This is a genomic window from Mucilaginibacter sp., from assembly GCF_036383575.1.
GTDB lineage: Bacteria > Bacteroidota > Bacteroidia > Sphingobacteriales > Sphingobacteriaceae > Mucilaginibacter.
Genome location: NZ_DASVOB010000840.1, coordinates 1 through 20703 on the forward strand (window position 1 = coordinate 1; position 20703 = coordinate 20703).

The 20703-nt window shown below is 42.9% G+C and carries 9 protein-coding genes; 8 read left to right on the forward strand and 1 reads right to left on the reverse strand.

Features of this window, described 5'->3' with window-relative positions; genetic code table 11:
* Positions 1 to 951 (reverse strand): PHP domain-containing protein (locus VF500_RS29570; protein WP_330863098.1); only part of this gene is annotated, 951 nt, incomplete at its 3' end.
* A gap of 225 nt (positions 952 to 1176) precedes the next feature.
* Here VF500_RS29570 and VF500_RS29575 point away from each other — a divergent pair.
* The 8 genes from VF500_RS29575 (at position 1177) to VF500_RS29610 (ending at position 20510) form a co-directional block, all read left to right on the forward strand.
* Entirely contained in the window at positions 1177 to 6342 is a 5166-nt protein-coding gene (locus VF500_RS29575; RefSeq protein ID WP_330863099.1) for a translocation/assembly module TamB domain-containing protein, read from the forward strand.
* A gap of 4 nt (positions 6343 to 6346) precedes the next feature.
* Positions 6347 to 8626: a BamA/TamA family outer membrane protein gene (locus VF500_RS29580; protein ID WP_330863100.1), complete on the forward strand. Its 2280-nt coding sequence runs from the start codon at positions 6347 to 6349 to the stop codon at positions 8624 to 8626.
* A 218-nt stretch (positions 8627 to 8844) separates the two neighbouring features.
* A complete protein-coding gene (locus tag VF500_RS29585) occupies positions 8845 to 11721 on the forward strand; it encodes a sensor histidine kinase (RefSeq protein WP_330863101.1) in 2877 nt (958 codons plus the stop codon).
* A gap of 328 nt (positions 11722 to 12049) precedes the next feature.
* The gene (locus tag VF500_RS29590) at positions 12050 to 14908 is read left to right on the forward strand and encodes a sensor histidine kinase (protein ID WP_330863102.1); all 2859 of its coding nucleotides are present in this window, start codon (positions 12050 to 12052) and stop codon (positions 14906 to 14908) included.
* Between the two features lie 70 nt (positions 14909 to 14978).
* Positions 14979 to 15608: a response regulator transcription factor gene (locus VF500_RS29595; RefSeq protein WP_330863103.1), complete on the forward strand. Its 630-nt coding sequence runs from the start codon at positions 14979 to 14981 to the stop codon at positions 15606 to 15608.
* 446 nt (positions 15609 to 16054) lie between these two features.
* The gene (locus VF500_RS29600; protein WP_330863104.1) at positions 16055 to 16519 is read left to right on the forward strand and encodes an aspartyl protease family protein; all 465 of its coding nucleotides are present in this window, start codon (positions 16055 to 16057) and stop codon (positions 16517 to 16519) included.
* Between the two features lie 260 nt (positions 16520 to 16779).
* Complete coding sequence (locus tag VF500_RS29605; RefSeq protein WP_330863105.1) at positions 16780 to 17610, forward strand: M57 family metalloprotease; 831 nt, start codon at positions 16780 to 16782, stop codon at positions 17608 to 17610.
* A 98-nt stretch (positions 17611 to 17708) separates the two neighbouring features.
* A complete protein-coding gene (locus tag VF500_RS29610) occupies positions 17709 to 20510 on the forward strand; it encodes a S8 family peptidase (RefSeq protein ID WP_330863106.1) in 2802 nt (933 codons plus the stop codon).
* Positions 20511 to 20703 lie beyond the last annotated feature (193 nt).

Sequence of the window (20703 nt, forward strand, 5' to 3'; positions counted from 1 at the left end):
CCACTGGTTCAGGGTATCAGCATCCGGGGTATTGTGGATCTTAAATTCGTCGGGAATAACATAGTTGGGCAGCAGGATATCGCGCTTAAGCTTCAGTACTTCTACCTTATCAACAATTTCGTTGGTATTATCCAGTGACTCGGGCAAATCATGAAACAGCTGCCCCATCTCTGCCTGCGTTTTAAAGTAAAACTGATCGTTAGGGAAACCGAAACGATAGCCCTTACCACCCTCTTCGTCTGTTGCGATGGGGGTACTCTGCATATCGCCTGTGTTTACGCAAAGCAAAATATCGTGTGCGTTCGAGTCCTGCTGATCCACATAGTGTGAATCGTTGGAGCAGATCACTTTTACATTATATTTTTTTGCATAGGTCAGCAACACATTATTGATGATTTGCTGCTCGGGGATCTCGTGGCGTTGCACCTCGATATAAAAATCCTCGCCAAACAAATCAAGCCACCATTTAAATTCCTTCTCTGCATTTTCGGGTGTATCCCTTAAAATAGCCTGTGGAACCGATGCACCAATGCAGCATGTAGTAGCGATGATGCCTTCATGATATTTTACAATAAGCTCTTTATCAATACGGGGCCATTTACTGTACAGCCCTTCCATATAGCCCAATGAGCATAGCTTTACCAGGTTTTTATACCCTGTAGGGTTTTTAGCCAGCATCAGCTGGTGGCGGCGTACGTCCTTATTTTCTTTGGTGAACTGTTTTTTATGCCTGTCTTCAACCACGTAAAACTCACAGCCTACAATGGGTTTTACATTGTGTTTACCAGCTTCGGCCACAAATTTAAATACGCCAAACATGTTACCATGATCGGTTATTGCGAGGGCCTTCATCCCATCCTTGGCGGCTTTTTTATACAGCTTGGAAATATCGGCTGCACCATCAAGCAATGAGAATTGGGTATGTACGTGGAGATGAGAAAAATCAGGCATAGTTAATCCGTTTCAGCAAAATCGTTATGAAATACAAAGTTAAAACAAGTTGAGGAGTTAAAACAAGTTCGGCTATTGAATGTTAAAAAATAGCGTTGTGAAATTTTCTTTTAAGCCGGTCCCCCATTTTGTAAATTATACAAAACACACAGCGAACAGCTATACTTAGCATGTTATTTGTTTATATTAACCAGCACGATCTTCACCTTTGAAATACACATACAATTGAAAAAAACACTACGAATAACCCTTAAAACGATACTTTGGATACTGGTAAGTGTAGTTCTGCTGGTTATCCTTGTAGTAATTTTGATACAGGTTCCTGCCGTACAAAATTTCGCGAAAGATAAAGCCGTAACTTTTTTGCAAAATAAGATCCATACCAAAGTTAAAATTGGACATATAAGTTTGGGCTTGCCTAAGCTGCTTGTACTGGAGGATGTGTATTTTGAAGACCAGAAAAAAGACACCCTTATTGCCGGCGAAAAACTAAAGGTTGATATCAGCATGCTCAAACTACTGCACAGCCAGGTTGAGGTTAACGAAATAAACCTGCAGGGCATTACCGCCAATGTGAGCCGCGGTGCCGATAGCGTGTTTAACTTCGATTACATTATGAAGGCTTTTGTTGGCGAACAAAAGAAAGAGGTAAAACCTACAGATACCACATCAACCATGAAGTTTTCGGTTGATAAGATCATCCTCGATAAGATCAACGTAAAATATAAAGATGCCATTACCGGCAACGACGTGAAGTTTTTGCTGGGCCATTTTGATACCCGCGTTAAAGATTTTGATATGGATAAGATGAAGTTTACCATACCAAAAATCACCCTGAGCGATGTAAACGCAAAGATCATCCAAACGCCAACTGGCCCACCACCGCCTGATACCGCTACCGCGCCTTTAAATATGGACCTGAATTTAGGTGTTATCGATATCTCCAAAATTAAAGTCGATTATCAAAGTGCTGAGATGGGTGCCAAGGTAGATCTGAGCAAGTTTTTGGTGGAGATGGATAAGATCGACCTGAAAAACCAAAAGGTAGGCATCAAAAGTATCGAACTAAGTGATACCAAAGCAGGCCTTAGTTTAGCGAAGCCCAAAACCGTAGCTAAAGCGGTTGTCAAAGCCGTTAAAAAACTGGATACACTGGTATCCTCTCCTACCAAATCGGCGTGGCGGGCAACCATCGGTAAAGTTACCTTCACTAACGATAATATTAAGTTTGATAACGAAGCGCAGAAAGCAATACCCAAAGGTTTGGATTTTGGCCACATGGACATCCGTAGCCTGAATGCCGAAGCTGAAGAAATTTCATACAGTCCTGATACCATTTCGGGCAAAATCAACTCTTTTACCTTTACCGAAAAAAGTGGCTTAAAGATCAACAAATTCCACACGGAATTTCTGTATGGGCCAACCAATGCCTACATGAACGATCTGCTGCTGGAAACCCCACAAACTACCCTGCAAAAATCGGTACAGGTACGTTACCCATCTATCGATGCGATCACCAAAAACATCGGCGCACTGGGCATCAATGCAAATTTAGACGGCAGCCGATTAGGATTGAAAGATGTTTTATTGCTGATGCCAACCATGGCCACCATGGAGCCATTCAAATCATCGCCGGGCACGGTGTTCAAGATCAACGGCCGGGTGAGCGGGCAGGTGAATAACCTTGACATCCCTAACCTTGAAGTTACCGGGCTAAGCAGCACACATATTAAAGCATCGGCGAAAATGAAGGGGCTGCCCGATGTAAATAAGGCGACCTTTGATGTTAACATTGCCGATTTCAGCACCAGTCGCAGCGACATAGACAAACTGGCCCCGGCAGGGAGTATTCCGCCAAACGTGAGCATTCCTGAAAAAATGAGCCTGAAAGGTAACTTTAAAGGCAGCATGTACACCTTCAACACCAAAATGGGCCTGCGTTCAAGCTATGGTGCGGTTGACCTGGTTGCTGCTTTAAAGAATGGGCAAAACAAAAATGCAGCAACTTATACCGCAAGTATCAAGGCAAATGAACTTAATGTTGGTGCGCTTACCAAGCAACCGCAAATGGTTGGCCGCATCACCATGAATGCAAATTTAAAAGGCACCAACCTCGACCCTAAAAAAGCCAGCATCGCTTTTGACGGCAATATAGCAAAGGCTTACGTTAAAGGCTATACTTACCAAAACCTGGTCATGAAAGGTACCTCAAGTAATGGCGCTTATACGGCGGTTGCCCGCATGAAAGACCCTAACATTGATTTCAGTTTAGATGCCAAAGCCAATCTGAATAAAAAATACCCGGCGGTTAAGGCCACTTTAAATGTGGACAGCATCAACCTTAAAAATTTAAATTTTGTAAAAGATGATATGCGCTTCCATGGCAAAGTTGTAGCTGATGTGCCTACTGCAGATCCGGATTACCTGAACGCTGATATCAAAGCTACCGACCTGTTAGTGGTAAACAAAGGTCAAAGGATCCAGATGGATACCATTAGCCTTATTTCGACAGCCAGTGCCGATAGCAGCACTTTGCGCTTAAAAACACCTATCATGACCGCGCACATGGCCGGCAAGTACAAGCTTACGCAGATAGCCCCGGCCCTGCAGGATGTGATCAACAAATACTTTAACACTGCCATTTCCGGTGGGCAGCAGGTGGCCGTAAAAACCAAGGGTGGCAAAACCATTAAAACCAAACCAGCACCGGTAGTTAAGTACGATGCACAGCAATTTAAGTTTGAAGCCCGGTTGGCTAAAACCCCTTTGCTTACCCAGTTTGCCCCCGATCTGAAACAGCTTGACCCGGTTTTACTAAACGGCAGTTTTGACAGCCAAACCGGCGAACTGATAGTTAAAGGCTCCATACCAAAAGTGGTTTACGGCACCAATACCGTTAATAAAGCATCGCTTAACATCAATACCGGCAACAACGCACTCAACTATAATTTTTCGGTTGATGAAGTTAAAGTTGGCTCATCTGTCGATCTGCTCTATACCAGTATCTCGGGCGTAGCACAGGATAACAAAGCTGGGGTAAGTATCCAAATCCGCGACGCGGCTAAAAAAGAGCGTTTCCGCATTGCGGGTACCTTCAGCCTATTGCCGGATGAGTACCAGTTTAGCTTTAACAAGGATGGCCTGCTGCTTGATTACCTGCCATGGGCGGTTAGCGATGATAACTTTTTACAATACGGGACAAAAGGCGTCCTTGCGCATAACTTCACCATTACCAACAACAACCAGGTGCTGAGTGTTAACAGCAGTACACAGGAGTATAACAGTCCGCTGAACATCAAGTTCAACAACTTCCATATTGAGGCGCTTACCAAAATGGCCAAGCAGGATTCATTACAGGTGGGTGGTACTATTAATGGCGATGCTACTGTAAGTAACTTCCAGGCCGCGCCATTATTTACCGCCGCCATCAATGTAAATGATTTCAACTTTAAAGGCGATACCGTTGGCAACATCGCCCTTAAGGTAAACAACCAAACCGATAACGCCTATGCCGCTCAAATGAGCATAACCGGCAAGGGTAACCAGGTTGACCTGAACGGCACCTACTATACCTCGCCCGAAAGCCGCTTTGATCTCGATCTGAATATCGTGAACCTGAGCATGAAGAGCATCGAGGGCTTCAGCTTTGGTAGCTTGCGTAATGCCACAGGTAACATTACCGGCGCTCTTAAAATATCGGGGACCACGGATGCGCCTTCGGTGCGGGGCGATATCAACTTTAATAAGGTGGGCTTCAATGTAGCCATGCTTAACTCCTATTTCCGCATGCCGCAGGAAAGTATCACGTTTAATAATGAGGGCATCCGCTTTAATGATTTTACACTGGTTGATTCAACCGGCAACAAGGCTGTGGTAAGTGGTAGTATCTATACCAAAACCTATACCGACTTTGCTTTCGGTATGGATATTAATGCTACCAACTTCCGGGTTACTAACTCCACAGAGGCGGACAACAAACTTTACTATGGCAAGCTTTACGTAGATACCCGTATCAAGATCCGCGGTAATATGGCCAAACCTGTAGTTGACGCCAACCTTACCGTAAATGATAAAACCGACATGACCTTTGTGCTGCCTACCGATGATCCGGCAGTAGAAGACCGCAAAGGTGTTGTTGACTTTATTGATAAAGACGCCCCTAAATTAGACTCCATTATGCTGGCGCGACAGCTGGATTCGCTGAAAAAATCGGATGTTACCGGATTGGATGTATCGGCTACCATCACTGTAAATAAAAATGCGGCGTTTACTATTGTAGTTGATGAACGTAATGGTGATATCGTACACCTGAAAGGCGAAGCCAATCTGAATGGCGGCATCGACCCAAGCGGCAAGATCAACCTTACCGGTACCTATGTGGTTAACTCAGGCTCGTACAACCTGGCTTACGCAACGGTAAAACGTACTTTCAACTTTAAGAAAGGCAGCACTATTGTTTGGACGGGCGACCCAACCAGCGCCAATATTGACCTTACTGCTATTTATGTTGCTAATGTACCGCCGATTGACCTGATCGAGAATCAAACATCCGAGACTCAAAATACGATGTATAAGCAGAAACTGCCTTTCAACGTTAACCTTAACCTGAAAGATCAGTTGCTTACACCAACTATCAGCTTTGATATCGTACTGCCCGATAGTACCTACTCAGTCTCATCAGATGTGGTGAGCACCGTAAACACAAGGCTAACCCAGATCAGGCAGGACCCTAATGAACTTAACAAACAGGTTTTAGGCGTACTGGTGCTGGGCCATTTCATTGGCGATAATCCGCTGCAAAGCCAGGGTGCCGGCACCACAGTTGAAGGTACTATCCGTAACAGCGTGAGTAGCCTGCTTTCGGATCAGTTGAACAGGCTGGCCGGCAGTCTGATCTCAGGTGTCGACCTCAATTTTGGCCTGACATCAGGCGAAGATTATTCGTCGGGTACAGCCACAAACCGCACTGATCTTAACGTTGGCCTTTCCAAACGGTTCCTGAACGACAGGCTTACCGTAAGCGTTGGCAATAACTTTAACCTGGAAGGTAATCAACCCGGCCAAAAAGCATCCAACATAGCAGGCGACGTATCGATAGCCTATAAACTAAGCAAGGATGGCCGCTACACCCTGCGCGCCTACCGCCGCGATGAGTTTATTGTGATACAAGGCCAGATCATTGAAACCGGCGTAGGCTTCACCCTAACGGTTGATTACAACCGCTTCAGGGAGATCTTCCGCAAGCGTACCCCGGAAGAACGCAGATTACGCCGCGAGTACCAGGAAAAACAAAAAGAGGAAAAGCAAAAACAACAGGAAGCAGATAAGGCGCTGGAGCAAAAGAACATACAGCAGCAACAGGACAACAAACCGCAAACTACTTCAAACTAAGCCCATGACAAAACATTTAAAATATATATTGTTATCGTCTGTTTTACTGAGTGCCTGCAGTACCACCAAGTTCCTGGCGCCCGGTCAAAAACTATACACCGGCGGCGAAGTAGTAATAAAGGACTCCACCCTGAAAAAGAGCGAGAAAAGCGAGCTAAGCGAAGAACTCGGCGCTCTGTTACGACCAATACCCAACAGCACTATTTTAGGTTTAAGGTTTAAGCTGTGGCTGTACTTTAAAACAAAAACCAATAAAACCAAAGGCCTTGCACACTGGCTCAACAAAAAAGGCGAACCGCCTGTGCTCATCAGTTCTGTAAACCTTGAGCAAAACAGCAATATTTTGCAAAACAGACTTCAAAACAAAAGTTATTTCCAGGCGCAGGTAAGCGGTGATACAGTTAGCAAAAAACCAACATCTAAAGTTGCCAAAGCGGTTTACACCGCGGTAACGGGGCCGGGATACAAGATCAGGAAGGTTATATTTCCGCAGGGCAAAGGCACTATTGATACTGCAGTTGCAGGTACATCGGCAAAAACGCTGCTGAAAGCTGGTGATAAATACAACCTTGATGTGATCAAAACCGAGCGCTTACGCATAGATGCCCGACTGAAGGAAGAAGGCTTTTACTACTTTTCGCCCGAAAACCTGATCATGCATGTGGATAGTACTATAGCCGGTCACCAGGTTGATATTTTTGTAGCCGTTAAAAACGAAACGCCGGGCAGGGCCAAAGATATTTACACCATTAATAAAATTTACGTTTACCCAAGTTACACGCTAAGGGATACATCCTTAATGAAAGATAAGGCCATTTCCTATAAATGGTATAACATTGTTGAACGCCGTAATATGGTGCATACCTACACCTTTGCCAATACCGTACTGATGCGCCCCGGAGAAGTTTACAACCGCACGGCTCACAACAACTCGCTTAACCGTTTCATTAACCTGGGCCCTTACAAATTTGTAAAAAACAGGTTCGAGGATGTATCAGCCGATTCGTCAAAGCTTGATGTTTATTACTTTTTAACCCAGTACAAAAAGAAATCGTTATCGCTTGATATCCTGGGCCGCACCACTTCAGCCAATTATACCGGTACACAAGTAAACCTCAACTGGCTTAACCGCAATGCATTTAAAGGTGCCGAAGCTTTAAAAATAACTTTATTCGGGAGTACCGACGTGCAGGTAGGCGGACAAAACGCCGGCTATAACGTGTACCAGGCAGGTATCCAAACTACGCTTTCATGGCCGAGGTTTATAGGGCCTATTTACCCGAAAGCCGCGGATGCCTATATCCCGCATACTAACCTGAGCCTTGGATACAGCATCGTTAATCGCCAAAAACTGTACAATTTAAATTCGTTTAACTTGTCGTTTGGATACCAGTGGCGCGAAACAGAGCACCGTTCGCATGAGCTTAACCTCATCAACTTCCAGTTTGTAAACCCGCTGAGCGTATCGCAATTATATCTTGATAGCATCAACAAGAAAAATGTTCCGGTTAACCCTGCATTGAAGCATGTTATTGATAAACAATTTATCCTCGGCCCAAGCTATAGCTTTACCTATACAAACACCAATGAGGATTACCGTACTAATACCTTTTATTATAACGGAAAAATCAGCCTGTCAAATAATATATACGGTTTGGTTACCGGAGCTGACAGTGCCGGCGGCAAACCTAAAAAACTGTTCGGAGCCATATTTAACCAGTTTGTAAAGCTGGAGAACGAGATCAGGTATTTTCATAAAACCGGGCCAAGCAGCACTATAGCCAGCCGGGTAATTGTAGGTGTAGGTTTGCCTTATGGTAATTCAACCCAATTACCTTATAGCCAGCAATTCTTTATTGGCGGGCCTAACAGTTTACGTGGTTTCAGGGCAAGGGCTATCGGACCAGGCTCGTTTGATCCAAGTACCGGCGTAGGTACAGGGGGCTTTCTGGCAGATGAATCCGGCGATATCAAAGTGGAAGCCAACATCGAATACAGACCTAAATTGTTCAGCATAGTGCGCGGCGCTTTATTTGTCGATGCCGGTAACATCTGGCTGCTGCACTCTAATGGATCGCAGCCGGGCGCGGTGTTTACCAAAAGCTTTTTAAATGATCTGGCAGTTGACGCCGGGTTTGGTTTAAGGTTTGATTTAACCGTACTGGTGCTTCGTACGGATCTTGGTATTCCGCTTCGCACGCCATATGTACGTGCCAATGAACCGCGCTGGGATTTCAACTTTAACCGCAGCGTATTTAACCTGGCAATCGGGTATCCGTTTTAAGCTAATTCGTTCAGCATAACGAAAGCCACGGCCGGCAAGAGTTGAGCTATTGATATCATAAATATTTATCGGCCTGTTGCTTAATATTTAGATTGATATTTCAATACATAGCATTTCTTTTTATATTTATCAATTGACATAACCGCGCAAAGTCCTGCACTCCGTATCATTGTATATTGTTAAAAAGGCAGCGATGTTAAATTGATATCGATAATAGGATGCCGCTAAGAAGCTCTTTTTTTAAACTTTTAATATTAACTCAATTTTTATTTTCGGGTGTGTATGCCGGCATTCCCTACCAGGTAGTTTACCTGAAAAACTACAATGCAACTGACGGCCTGCCCAGCTCACGGGTTAATTATTTAATGCAGGACAGTAGGGGCTTTATCTGGTTAGCCACAGACAAAGGTGTGAGCAGGTTTGACGGCCAGCACTTTAAAAACTTCACATCGGCCGATGGACTGGAAAGCAATGAGTGTTTCCGGATAGCCGAAGACAATTACCACCGGATTTTTTTTTACTGTAATAATTATAAGGTCTGTTATTATGAAAACGGGCTTATTCATAATGTAAGTTCACCTCAAAAAGTAATAGTATTGCCTTTTGCCAATTTCTTTTTTAACCGTTATAATGAGCTCTGTGTAAATTACAGGCTTAATACTAAAGTATATCATTTTGATGAATTAAATTCAAGAAGGCACGCCATCCAACATTTAAACGGAGATATTTATGGCGAGAACGGCGAGGAGATCACCTTATCTGAAAATGACCTTGACATCCTCGAAAAAGAGCTTAAGACCGGCCAATTAAGTTATCTAACAGCTAATATCAATACCAAACCATATCGGTTGGCTATACAGCAAAACCATTTGTTATTGATAACTAAAGAATGGGTGCAGATTTATCAGTATCAGAAAAGCGGGATTATTTCGCTCAATAAAATTTATTTTACCGGCAACGTAACCTCGGTTTATCTTACTGGTAAAAATACTTTTGCCGTTACTACGGTAAAGCAAGGCACATACATTATAAACTACCTTACCGGCGAACGTAAAAACTATCTTAATCACCACATCACCACATCAACGCTTATAGACAAGGAAAATAATTTATGGTTTGGCAGTTATGACAATGGCTTCTTTTTAAGTACCAATCCCGAAGTAAAAATCATTAATAAAGAAAGCGGCCTGGCAAATGAAGACGTTTTAAGACTGTGCATAGCCGGCGATTACCTTTTTGCCGGTCACGTTTTAAGCATACTCAGCTATATGAAGCTTGGGACAAATCAATCGTCATTAATAGACACCATATCCATAAATCAAAACAGGTCTGACTTTAACCGGATAACCAATCTGCTTGCAATTCCGGGCAACAGGCTCATGATTGGCACCGATAATGGCTTATTCAGATTAAATGTTTCCAATAGCAACCCGGCGTTTTGGCATTCTGAAAGTTATTTTGATAGCCCTGTAAAATATAATGGCCCTATAAAAGGAATTACCAATATACATGATACAGTCTGTTTTGCCTCACGAGAAACCGTTGGCGTATTATCAAATCAGTTCAAACGTCTAAAAGCTTATAGATTCAAGCCAATACGCATGACATCGCTTACCTGGTATAAAAACAGCCTGCTGGTGGGTTCACTTTACGGTTTATACCGGTTAAAGCCAACCACTAATGATACTACCTCTGTTCAAATACTTGCTGATAAAGGAATAAATGTTGTTAAATGCCTGGCAGCAAACAATGAAGTATGCGCGATAGGTACCGAAGCTCAGGGGGTATTTTTGTGGGCAGGGAAACAAATTGTTCAATTTAGATCTCCTGCTATCTCTTCAGGTGATATCCGTAAACTGGTATGGACAGATGCTAATACATTATGGGCCTGTACTGCAGATGGTGTAAGCATTATCAGCTTTTATAATAAATATAAGCATTACCGGATCAGCCTGTTAAACACCAGCAACGGGCTTCCTTCAGATAATGTTGCCGACGTTGTGCAGAACGGCCCTGATTACTATATAGCCACAGATCAGGGAATAGCAGTGACTCAAAATTTAGGGAACACCAACCTGCCCCGGCCGGTATTAATTAATGACGGAAGATCCGGAACTCAAAATAGCTTTACTTACGCCCAGCCTGTTGTATTTAACTGCGTTGCCCTATCCTACAAAAGCATGGGCAAAATACAATACAGGTTCAGGCTTAGAGGGGTTGATAAAAACTGGAGCGTTGCGCCATCCGGTGAAAAGCGGTTTGACTTGTTGCCTCCCGGTAACTATGAGTTAGAAGCAGTGGCTGCCGATCGTCTTAACCAGTTAAGTTTGCCGCTTATTTTTAAATTCGCCGTTATGCCTTTATGGTACCAGCAATTATGGTTACAGGTTTTGGCTATTTTAAGTGCTGTGGCCGTGGCTTTTTTACTGGTACGAAAATATTATCAGTCCATGATAGGCTTACAAAAAAAGGACTATGAAAACGCGCTTGCCCTGCAACGTGAACGCCAGCGTATCAGCAGTGAGGTGCATGATGATCTGGGCGCAAGTATATCGGGTATCAAGCTGAGAACCGAACTATTGAGCCGGAAAGCGGTCAACCAGCCTGCTTTTAAGGAAATAGACGCCGTTCACGAAGCTATTTCAGATATAGCTACCCAGATGAGGTTAATTATATGGAGCCTTGATGCCGAAAACGACGAGGTGAGTAACCTGGCCAGTTTTATTCATAAACAAGCCATCAAAATATTTGAATACAGCAATATCGACCTTCATGTAAATGCCTCGGTTAGCGAAATCGGAGTTACCATTAGCGGCGAAAAAAGACGGCAGGTATATCTTCTTGTTAAGGAAGTTTTAAATAATATTGTCAAACATTCGGAGGCGCAAAATGCATTTCTGGATATTAACCTATTCAAAAGCCGGCTGAATATCAGTATCCGTGATGACGGCCGCGGTTTTGACCCTGATCCCCGCAAATACGAAACCATGGGGGTCCGTAACATTTACGAGCGCGCAAAAAGATTAAATGCCGATTTGAAAATTGATACAGCACCTGGTAAAGGCACATCCATCACTCTTAAACTAATCCCTTAAACTACCCCATAATTTAGGCCCAGGCTACTTTATGTAAAATCAATTAATAAACTCTATATATTACAACGGCAAACTAACCTTCTCAAACAATATACGGCCTTGTAATCTGTGCCGACAGCGCGGAAGGCAAACCTAAAAGGCTTTTAAGAATGGGGCCATTAATTAATTATAATAGATATTTACCATCTGGTTGTTTAATATTCAGATTGACATTTATTACATAGCATTTCTTTTTATATTTATCAAATGGTATAACTACACAAGGACGTACTCCGTATCATTGTGTATTATTAAAAAAGCAGCAATGTTAATTGGTGCAAATAATAAAATGCTGCTAAAAAACCCTCTTTTTAAACTTTTAATATTAACCCAGTTTTTATTTCTGCGTGGGTACGCCAACGTTCCATACCAGGTAGTTTACCTGAAAAACTACAGCACGCCTGATGGTTTGCCCAGTTCGCGGGTAAATTATTTAATGCAGGACAGTAAAGGATTTATCTGGATAGCTACTGATAAAGGCGTAAGCAGGTTTGATGGTCAGCATTTTAAAAATTTCACATCGGCCGATGGGCTGGAAAGCAATGAGTGTTTCCGGATAGCAGAAGACAATTACCATCGGATTTTCTTCTACTGTAATAATTACCGGTTTTGTTATTATGAAAACGGGCTTATTCATAAACTTGATTCGCCGCAAAAAATATGGGTGCTGCCTTTTAGCAATTTCTTTTTTAATCGCTATAATGAGCTTTGTGTAAATTATGCTCTTAGTACAAAAGTTTATCGTTTTTCGCAATTACGATCAAGACCGCATACCATACAACATTTAGTTGGGTATACTTACGGACCGAACGGAGAAGAGTTTCTTTTATCTGAAAACGAGCTTAACATGCTTGAAAAAGAACTTTCGGGCGAACAGCTAAACTATCAAACTGCCAAAAACAACACCAAGCCCTACAGGCTGGCTTTACAGCAAAACCATTTGTTATTGATAACCAAAGAATGGGTGCAAGCTTATCAGATAAAAAAAGGCGGGATCGTTCCTCTTAATAAAGTCCGCTTTGAGGGTAACGTCACTTCCGTTTATCCCACAGGTAAAAATACTGTTGCCGTTACAACTGTAAAACAGGGCACATACATTATTAACTACCTTACCGGCGAACGTAAAAATTATCTCAATAATAATATCACCACTGCTACGGTTATTGACCGGGAAAACAATATATGGTTTGGCAGTTATGATAAAGGCTTTTTTTTAAGTACCAACCCCGAAGTAAAAGTTATTAACAAGGAAAGCGGACTTGTAAACGAGGACGTTTTAAAACTGGGCATCGCGGGTGGCTACCTTTTTACCGGGCACGTGTTAAGTGTACTTAATTATATGAAGCTTGGTGTAAGCCCGAGCCCTCCTATAGGCACCATAACTATAAAGCAGGAAAGATCTGATTTTAACCGGATAACCAGCCTTGTCACCATTCCGGGCAACAGGCTCATGGTAGGTACCGATAATGGCATATTCGGTTTGGATGTTTCCAGGAATACCCCATCATCGTGGCATCCGGTAAAATATTTTTTTGGACCAATAAAAGGAATTGCCTGGCAGCCTGAAAATCTGTGTTTTATTTCGCAAAACTCGGTCCTTACAATGTCAAACCAGTTTGAACATTTGCAAGGCTATGCATTTGAAAATTTACGCCTCACATCGCTTACCTGTTATAAAAACGACATGCTGATAGGTTCGCTTTACGGATTATACAAGCTTACCCCCAGCTCTAACAATGCTCCTTACGTTAAAATACTGAGCAATAACGGGGTAGATGTTGTTAAATGCCTGGCATCAAATGATGAAGCATGCGCTATTGGCACTGAAGCTAAAGGGGTGTTTTTATTGGTCGGCAAAAAAGTTATTCAATTTAATGCACCAACCATATCTTCTGGTGATATCCGCAAATTAATATGGACAGATGCCAATACATTATGGGCCTGTACTGCAAATGGCGTAAGCATTATCAGCTTTAGTAATAATTATCAAAATTACCGGGTTAGTTTGCTCAATACCAGCAACGGGCTACCGTCAGACAACGTTGCGGATATTGTTCGGAACGATCATGATTATTATATAGCCACAGACCAGGGTATTGCTGTTACTCAAAATTCAGGGAACACCAACCTGCCCAGGCCGGTAATAATTAACGACGGCGCAGCCGGCAACCAAAGCAGCTTTACTTACGGCCAGCCTGTTGTATTTAACTGCGTTGCCCTATCATACAAAAGCATGGGCAAAATACAATACCGTTTCAGGCTTAGGGATGTTGATAAAAATTGGAGCATTGCACCATCCGGCGAAAAACGGTTTGACCTGCTGCCTCCCGGAAATTACGAGTTGGAAGCGATGGCCGCCGACCGCTTTAACCAGTTGAGTTCGCCGCTTATTTTTAAATTTACCGTTATGCCTTTATGGTACCAGCAACTATGGTTGCAGATTGTGGCTGTTTTAGGTGCTATAATCATCGTTTTTTTGCTGGTACAAAAATATTATCAGTCTATCATCGGCTTGCAAAAGAAAGACTATGAAAACGCGCTTGCCCTGCAACGTGAACGTCAGCGTATCAGCAGCGAGGTGCATGATGATCTGGGCGCAAGTATATCAGGCATTAAACTACGAACCGAACTATTGAGCCGGAAAGCAGTCGATCAGCCTGCTTTTAAGGAAATAGATGCTATTCATGAAGCTATTACGGATATAGCTACCCAGATGCGGCTGATTATCTGGAGCCTTGATGCCGAAAATGACGAGGTGAGCAACCTGGCCAGTTTTATTCATAAACAAGCCATAAAAATATTTGAATACAGCAATATTAACCTCCATGTAAACGCATCGGTTAGCGAAACCGGAGTTGCCATTAGCGGCGAAAAAAGACGACAGGTGTATCTCCTTGTTAAGGAAGTTTTAAACAATATTGTTAAACACTCGGAGGCGCAAAACGCGTTTCTGGATATCGGCCTATACAAAAACCGGCTGAATATCAGCATCCGTGATGACGGCCGGGGGTTTGACCCCGATCTTCGCAAATACGAAACCATGGGGGTCCGTAATATTTACGAGCGCGCAAAAAGATTAAATGCCGATTTGAAAATTGATACAGCACGTGGCAAAGGCACATCCATCAGTCTTAAACTGAACCTTTAAACTACCCCATAATAGGTATAAAGAAAGCCGGGATAATTTAGGAAATTAGCATTTTATATTTACCGCAAGCATGCTTCAGATAATATTGTTAGAGGATAATTTACATTACCGGCGCGGGCTGGAACAGATTATTCATGATATGAGCGGCGTAAATTTGATAGGATCATACGCTAATGCCGAAGCCGTGTTAAAAAAAATAAACGAGCTTAAACCTGATATCTTTATTGTTGATATAAACCTTGAAGGCATATCGGGCATTGAATTTATAAGGCGGGCCAAACCCTTATTACCCGAAGCCGAGTTTCTGGTGTGTACCATAAACGACGACAATACCAATATTTTTGAATCGTTAAAGAGCGGCGCAACAGGTTATATGCTCAAAGAATCCTCGGCCGACGAGATCAGAAATGCAATTACCGAGATTGCGGCAGGCGGCTCTCCCATGAGCGCTTATATCTCGCGCAGGGTAATAGCATCATTTAATACAGCTGCGGCAAAACCATTTATCCCCGCTGCCGAAAACCTTACGGAGCGTGAGATTGAAGTACTTAATCATCTGGCACGCGGCCTGCAGTACAAAGAAATTGCCGATCTCCTTGAAATTTCTACAGGCACCGTTAAAAAGCACATTCGCAATACTTACGTTAAGTTGCAGGTACAAAACAAAGTAGAAGCCATTAATAAATTCCGGGCAATTTGATATACCACTTTTTCAGTATTGCGGAGGTTGAAGGTTAAGGCTAATTTAGCATCGTAAAAAAACTAAAGGTCGATGTTAATTTAACTCACCCATTAGTGATTTTGACACCTAAACCTTATCATATTAAAAATTCGCAGCCATGGTTGCGTGTAGTTATCGCTATCTATGGAGTTCCGCTCTCCAATGTATCCGGTTTCAGATCAATTTTGCATGTGGTTTGCAACTACTATAGATTAGCGATGTTTTAAACCTCCGTCTGCTATCCACCCATGATCGGTTTTTCATTCCCTCTCTTTAAATGCATCAGACAAAATGGTAGCATTGGGCCCCGAAAGATGATGTTTTATAGATCTTAAAATTACTGGTATATTCTTTTCTGATAACAGCTATTATGAATCCATTGCCATAATCTGCACATTTGCACATCTATAATTTGAACATCTACAATGACCATATCTGTCCCGCTCCGCATCATCGACCTGCATGATGATGGTTTTCACCCTTTAGTTGAGATCACATTGTTTGGAAAAACCTTTATTATGGTACTGGATACAGGCGCATCTAAAACCGCCTTTGATCAGACTACCTTAACAGAAGCCAACGAAACCATGAACATTTTAGCCAGCGAGAAACTATCAACAGGCCTGGGCACCAATACCATGGAATCTTTCACAGCAACCGTAAGTGACATGTACATTGGTGAATTAGCTATTGCCGAATTTGAAGCAGCTGTACTCGACCTGTCTACCATTAATATAGCGTACAGCCAAATGGGATATCCGAAGGTTCTGGGTGTTTTGGGCGGAGATATTTTAATGAAGTACAAAGCGGTAATTGATTATGGAAAAGGATTGCTGAAACTGAAAACCGGTGCCGTAAACAGAAAAAGAACTTTCCATGTCCTAAAATGATCTTTAACTGATCTGCAGGAGAGCAAACCCAATATACCTATCAGTTAAAACAAAGCTATAGTTGGTGTAATACCCAATACAGCAATTATAATTTCAATATCAAATAAATAACAAGGCAATAATTCTTGAAAAGAATATTCATTTGTTATTTTCTATTAATAGCTCCGTAACTTTTTATTTACATATTGCGTATAGGTTAATAGCACTGGCCGGTTGCTGAAAATTTTATTCTTCATTTACATCTAAACGTAACTAAAACAATGAAAAGAAAACTATTAATAGGGGTCGGGCTAAGCGTGCTTGTCGGCGCCTCTGTATTATTCTCTTGTTCAAAAGATAAGGGAGCAAAAAACACAACCACCAGTCAAACCGCTATCCCGGATGATGTACTGAAAAGTATCTCAAACTTAGGCTTCAGCACCGACGAAGTGCGTAAACAGGGTGATGGTTATCTCGTTGAAGGCGACATCCTCTTAACACAAGCCAATTTATCAGAAGCCAGTACCAGTCCTACTTTAAGAATTGCCGATGTTGAGCAGTACCGAACCACAAACCTGGTTAAAAACCTGCCAAGAACGGTAACCGTATCAGTTTCAAATTTGCCTACTGTTTACCTTAACGCGGCTACCGCGGCGGTTGCACGTTACAATGCGTTAAACCTTACGCTTAAGTTTCAAATGGTAAGCAGCGGAGGCGCGATCCAGATCATAGGCTTTAACGAAGGGCCAAGCGGTGGTTATATCACCTTAGGTTCATCGGGCTTCCCTACTTCATCGGGCAACCCATACAGCCAGATCCAGATGAACACCAACGCACAGGCTTATGGTACAAACCCAGATCTGGGTTATGTAACCTCCGTTATTCAGCATGAATTGGGACATTGTATCGGTTTCCGCCATACTGACTACATGAACCGTGCCTTTAGCTGCGGGGGTAGCAAAAGCAATGAAGGTTCGGCCGGTATTGGCGCTATCAATATTCCTGGCACACCAACTAAGGCAGATGCCGGTTCATGGATGTTAGCATGCTCAAGCGGTACCGACCGTACATTTAATGCTAACGATCAAATTGCGTTAAACTATTTATATTAATATCGCCAATAGTTGTTTACTACATTTCAACTAAATTGCGTTATCAATAAAGGGGATGCTGCAGCTCCCCTTTATTGGTTTTGATCATAACACCGCCTATGACAAAAAGAATACCTGTTACCATATTGCTCCTCTTTTTATGCTCCACGGTGTCATGGTCGCAAAAACACATGAGTGATGAAGCTATCAGCTCCATTTATAAAGCATCTCTCTCAGTGCCGCAAAACACTGCATCAAAACAATATTACCTCGTTAAATTTAAAGATCCGACACATATCAACAGCCTCAAATACAGCATCTTAAAACGGATCTCCTACAATTACTATGTCGTATCAGCAACTTCAGCCATCAAAAGCGATGCAAATATCATAAGTAATAACGCCGCCACCCCGCTCTGGAAAGCCTCCGATAACCTCGCGAAAAACTGGAAACAACATCCGGGACGTACACAAGCTATAGAGGTTGCGGTTACTGCTATTAATGATACCGTTCTCAATCACATCGAAAAAACAGGATCCATTACCGGCCAAACAGGCAACCAGCTACGCCTCAACATTAAATTAGAAAACCTTCCTGCCTTACTTCAGCAGGACTATATCATATTTGCCAATGAGCTGCGCCAGCCACATGAAGAACTTGCCATAAGCGATATTGACCTCGGCTTAAATACCGCCTCGGTCATAAAGGCTGACTTTCCGGCTATAACCGGGCTTGGCATTAATGTATCTGTAAAGGAAGACCGCTACGATAATGACCTTGACCTGCTGGGACGCAACTTCACATCATTCAAAACATCTGATATCACCTCCGGGCACGCTACCACGATGGCGACCCTCATAGGCGGCAACGGAAACTCATACATTAAAGGTTTAGGGATTGCACCCGAAGTAAAATTCACGTCATCATCATTTGCACAGCTAATGCCTGATAGTACGCCCATTTTTAAATCGTTCAGGATCTCGGTACAAAACCATTCGTACGGTACTGGCATTGAAAATTATTACGGGGCCGAAAGCGTGGCTTATGATCAGCAGATCTTTGAAACCGACTCACTGGTGCATGTATTTTCATCGGGCAATATCGGTACTTCCGCACCCGAAAGCGGTGTTTATAACGGTATAAGCGGGGTAGCCAATCTCTCCGGCGATTTTAAGCAGGCTAAAAATGTACTGGTAGTTGGTGGTACCAACAGAACAGGCGATCCCGAATCCTTAAGCTCGGCCGGGCCAACATACGATGGCCGTATCAAACCCGAACTGATTGCGGATGGCGAAGATGGCACCTCGGGTGCAGCCGCTTTGGTATCGGGCACGGTAGCGTTGCTGCAACAGGCCTATAAAACACAATACAAACAGCTGCCATCCGCCGCGCTCATAAAAAGTGCGCTCATTAACTCGGCCAATGAGATTGGGCCACAGGGCCCGCAGCATAAAACGGGCTATGGCTCCCTAAATGCACTCGAGGCCCTCCGGACTATCAACGAAAAACGTTTTGTTGCAGGCTCAGTTACCAATGCCGCGCAAACAGATTACCCTATTACGGTCCCCGTTAATTGCGGGGAACTTAAAGTTTCATTAGCATGGAATGACCCGGCAGCACCTGTTAATGCGCCATCGGCATTGGTGAATGACCTCGACCTTACCGTCACTACCCCATCCGGACAGCAAATTTTGCCATGGGTGCTCAGCAGCTTCCCTTCTGCAGATTCATTAGCTGCTCCGGCAAAAAGACAGACCGACACCTTAAACAATATAGAACAGGTAAGCTTACAAAACCCGGCAGCAGGCACATATATAGTACATGTTAAAGGCCGCAGGATTACCGCCGGCATACAAAAATTTTATGTTGCCCACCAGGAGATCATTACAAACCGGTTTGAATGGATCTACCCATCAACCGGCGACCAGCTTTTTGCCGGCGAGGATAGTTACCTGCGATGGCAAAGCTCATTCAGCATAACAACGGGTATATTAAGTATAAGCTTTGATCATGGGCTCACCTGGCACGCCATCAATAATGCCGTTTTAAAAAACCGCTATTATACCTGGACAGCGCACGGGGTTTTCACTAAAGCTATGCTTAAAATGGATATCGGCAGTCAAACTTTTATAAGCGGCGAGTTCAGCATTTCGAAACCTCTTACGCTCAATGTCGGCTATAACTGCAGCAGCGGCACCCTACTGCAATGGCAACCTCAGCCGGGCAGTACCGGTTACTCAGTTTATACCATTAAGGATAACCTGCTACAAAAATTCGCTTCAACAACCGATACCAGCTTCATTATACCTGTACTGCAACAAACTTCAAACTATTATGCGGTGAGCTCCACAGGCAACGGCTTTGAGGGCATAAAAAGTTATACCATCGATGCTACCACACAGGGCGTTGGCTGCTATGTAAAAACGTTACTGGCAAATGTGGCTAACAATACTGTGGTGCTCAACCTGCAATTGGGCAGTGTTTATGATCTTAAATCCATCACCTGGGAAAAAACAACGCCCTCGGGCCAATACGTTACTTTAGCCACCATACCGGTTAGCACAACAGTGGATTACACGTACACCGACAATGATCCCCGGCAAGGCAAACAATATTACCGCGCTAAGCTTATCACTACCAACGGCGATATCATTTACTCCAATATAGCCGATGCCGTTTATTTACAACCCAGCCAGTTTGTGATATACCCCAACCCGGTTGTCGGTCAAATCAATATCATCAGCGGTGATATCAACAACTACGAATTTAAATTATACAGTACCGATGGTAAGTTAAACATGGTTAAAAGCATTAACGAATTACAAAACACTATCCCCGTAAAGCTTATAGCCGGCGTTTATGTTTATACTATTGAACTAAATGGTAAAGTGGTTTATAATGGTAAATTGATAAAAATTTAAACCATACCCCGCCAAAACCAAGCGTAAGCAAACTTACTGAAATTTTAGTTCAAGAAGAGTCTCAGGGTTTTGATTGTATGATTGAGGATTATTAATTCTATTAAATATTCTTTATTTGTTGGATCATTATCAATTATTTCTGTATAGAAAGCATTATTATTAGTATCATCAAAAGTGTATTCACTAGATATTT

What these genes read in the sequence shown, in the direction of transcription:
- VF500_RS29600 (WP_330863104.1), top strand. Translation starts at nt 16,055, where the DNA reads ATGACCATATCTGTCCCGCTCCGCATCATCGACCTGCATGATGATGGT.
- VF500_RS29585 (WP_330863101.1), top strand. Translation starts at nt 8,845, where the DNA reads ATGCCGCTAAGAAGCTCTTTTTTTAAACTTTTAATATTAACTCAATTT.
- VF500_RS29590 (WP_330863102.1), top strand. Translation starts at nt 12,050, where the DNA reads ATGCTGCTAAAAAACCCTCTTTTTAAACTTTTAATATTAACCCAGTTT.
- VF500_RS29610 (WP_330863106.1), top strand. Translation starts at nt 17,709, where the DNA reads ATGACAAAAAGAATACCTGTTACCATATTGCTCCTCTTTTTATGCTCC.
- VF500_RS29580 (WP_330863100.1), top strand. Translation starts at nt 6,347, where the DNA reads ATGACAAAACATTTAAAATATATATTGTTATCGTCTGTTTTACTGAGT.
- VF500_RS29605 (WP_330863105.1), top strand. Translation starts at nt 16,780, where the DNA reads ATGAAAAGAAAACTATTAATAGGGGTCGGGCTAAGCGTGCTTGTCGGC.
- VF500_RS29595 (WP_330863103.1), top strand. Translation starts at nt 14,979, where the DNA reads ATGCTTCAGATAATATTGTTAGAGGATAATTTACATTACCGGCGCGGG.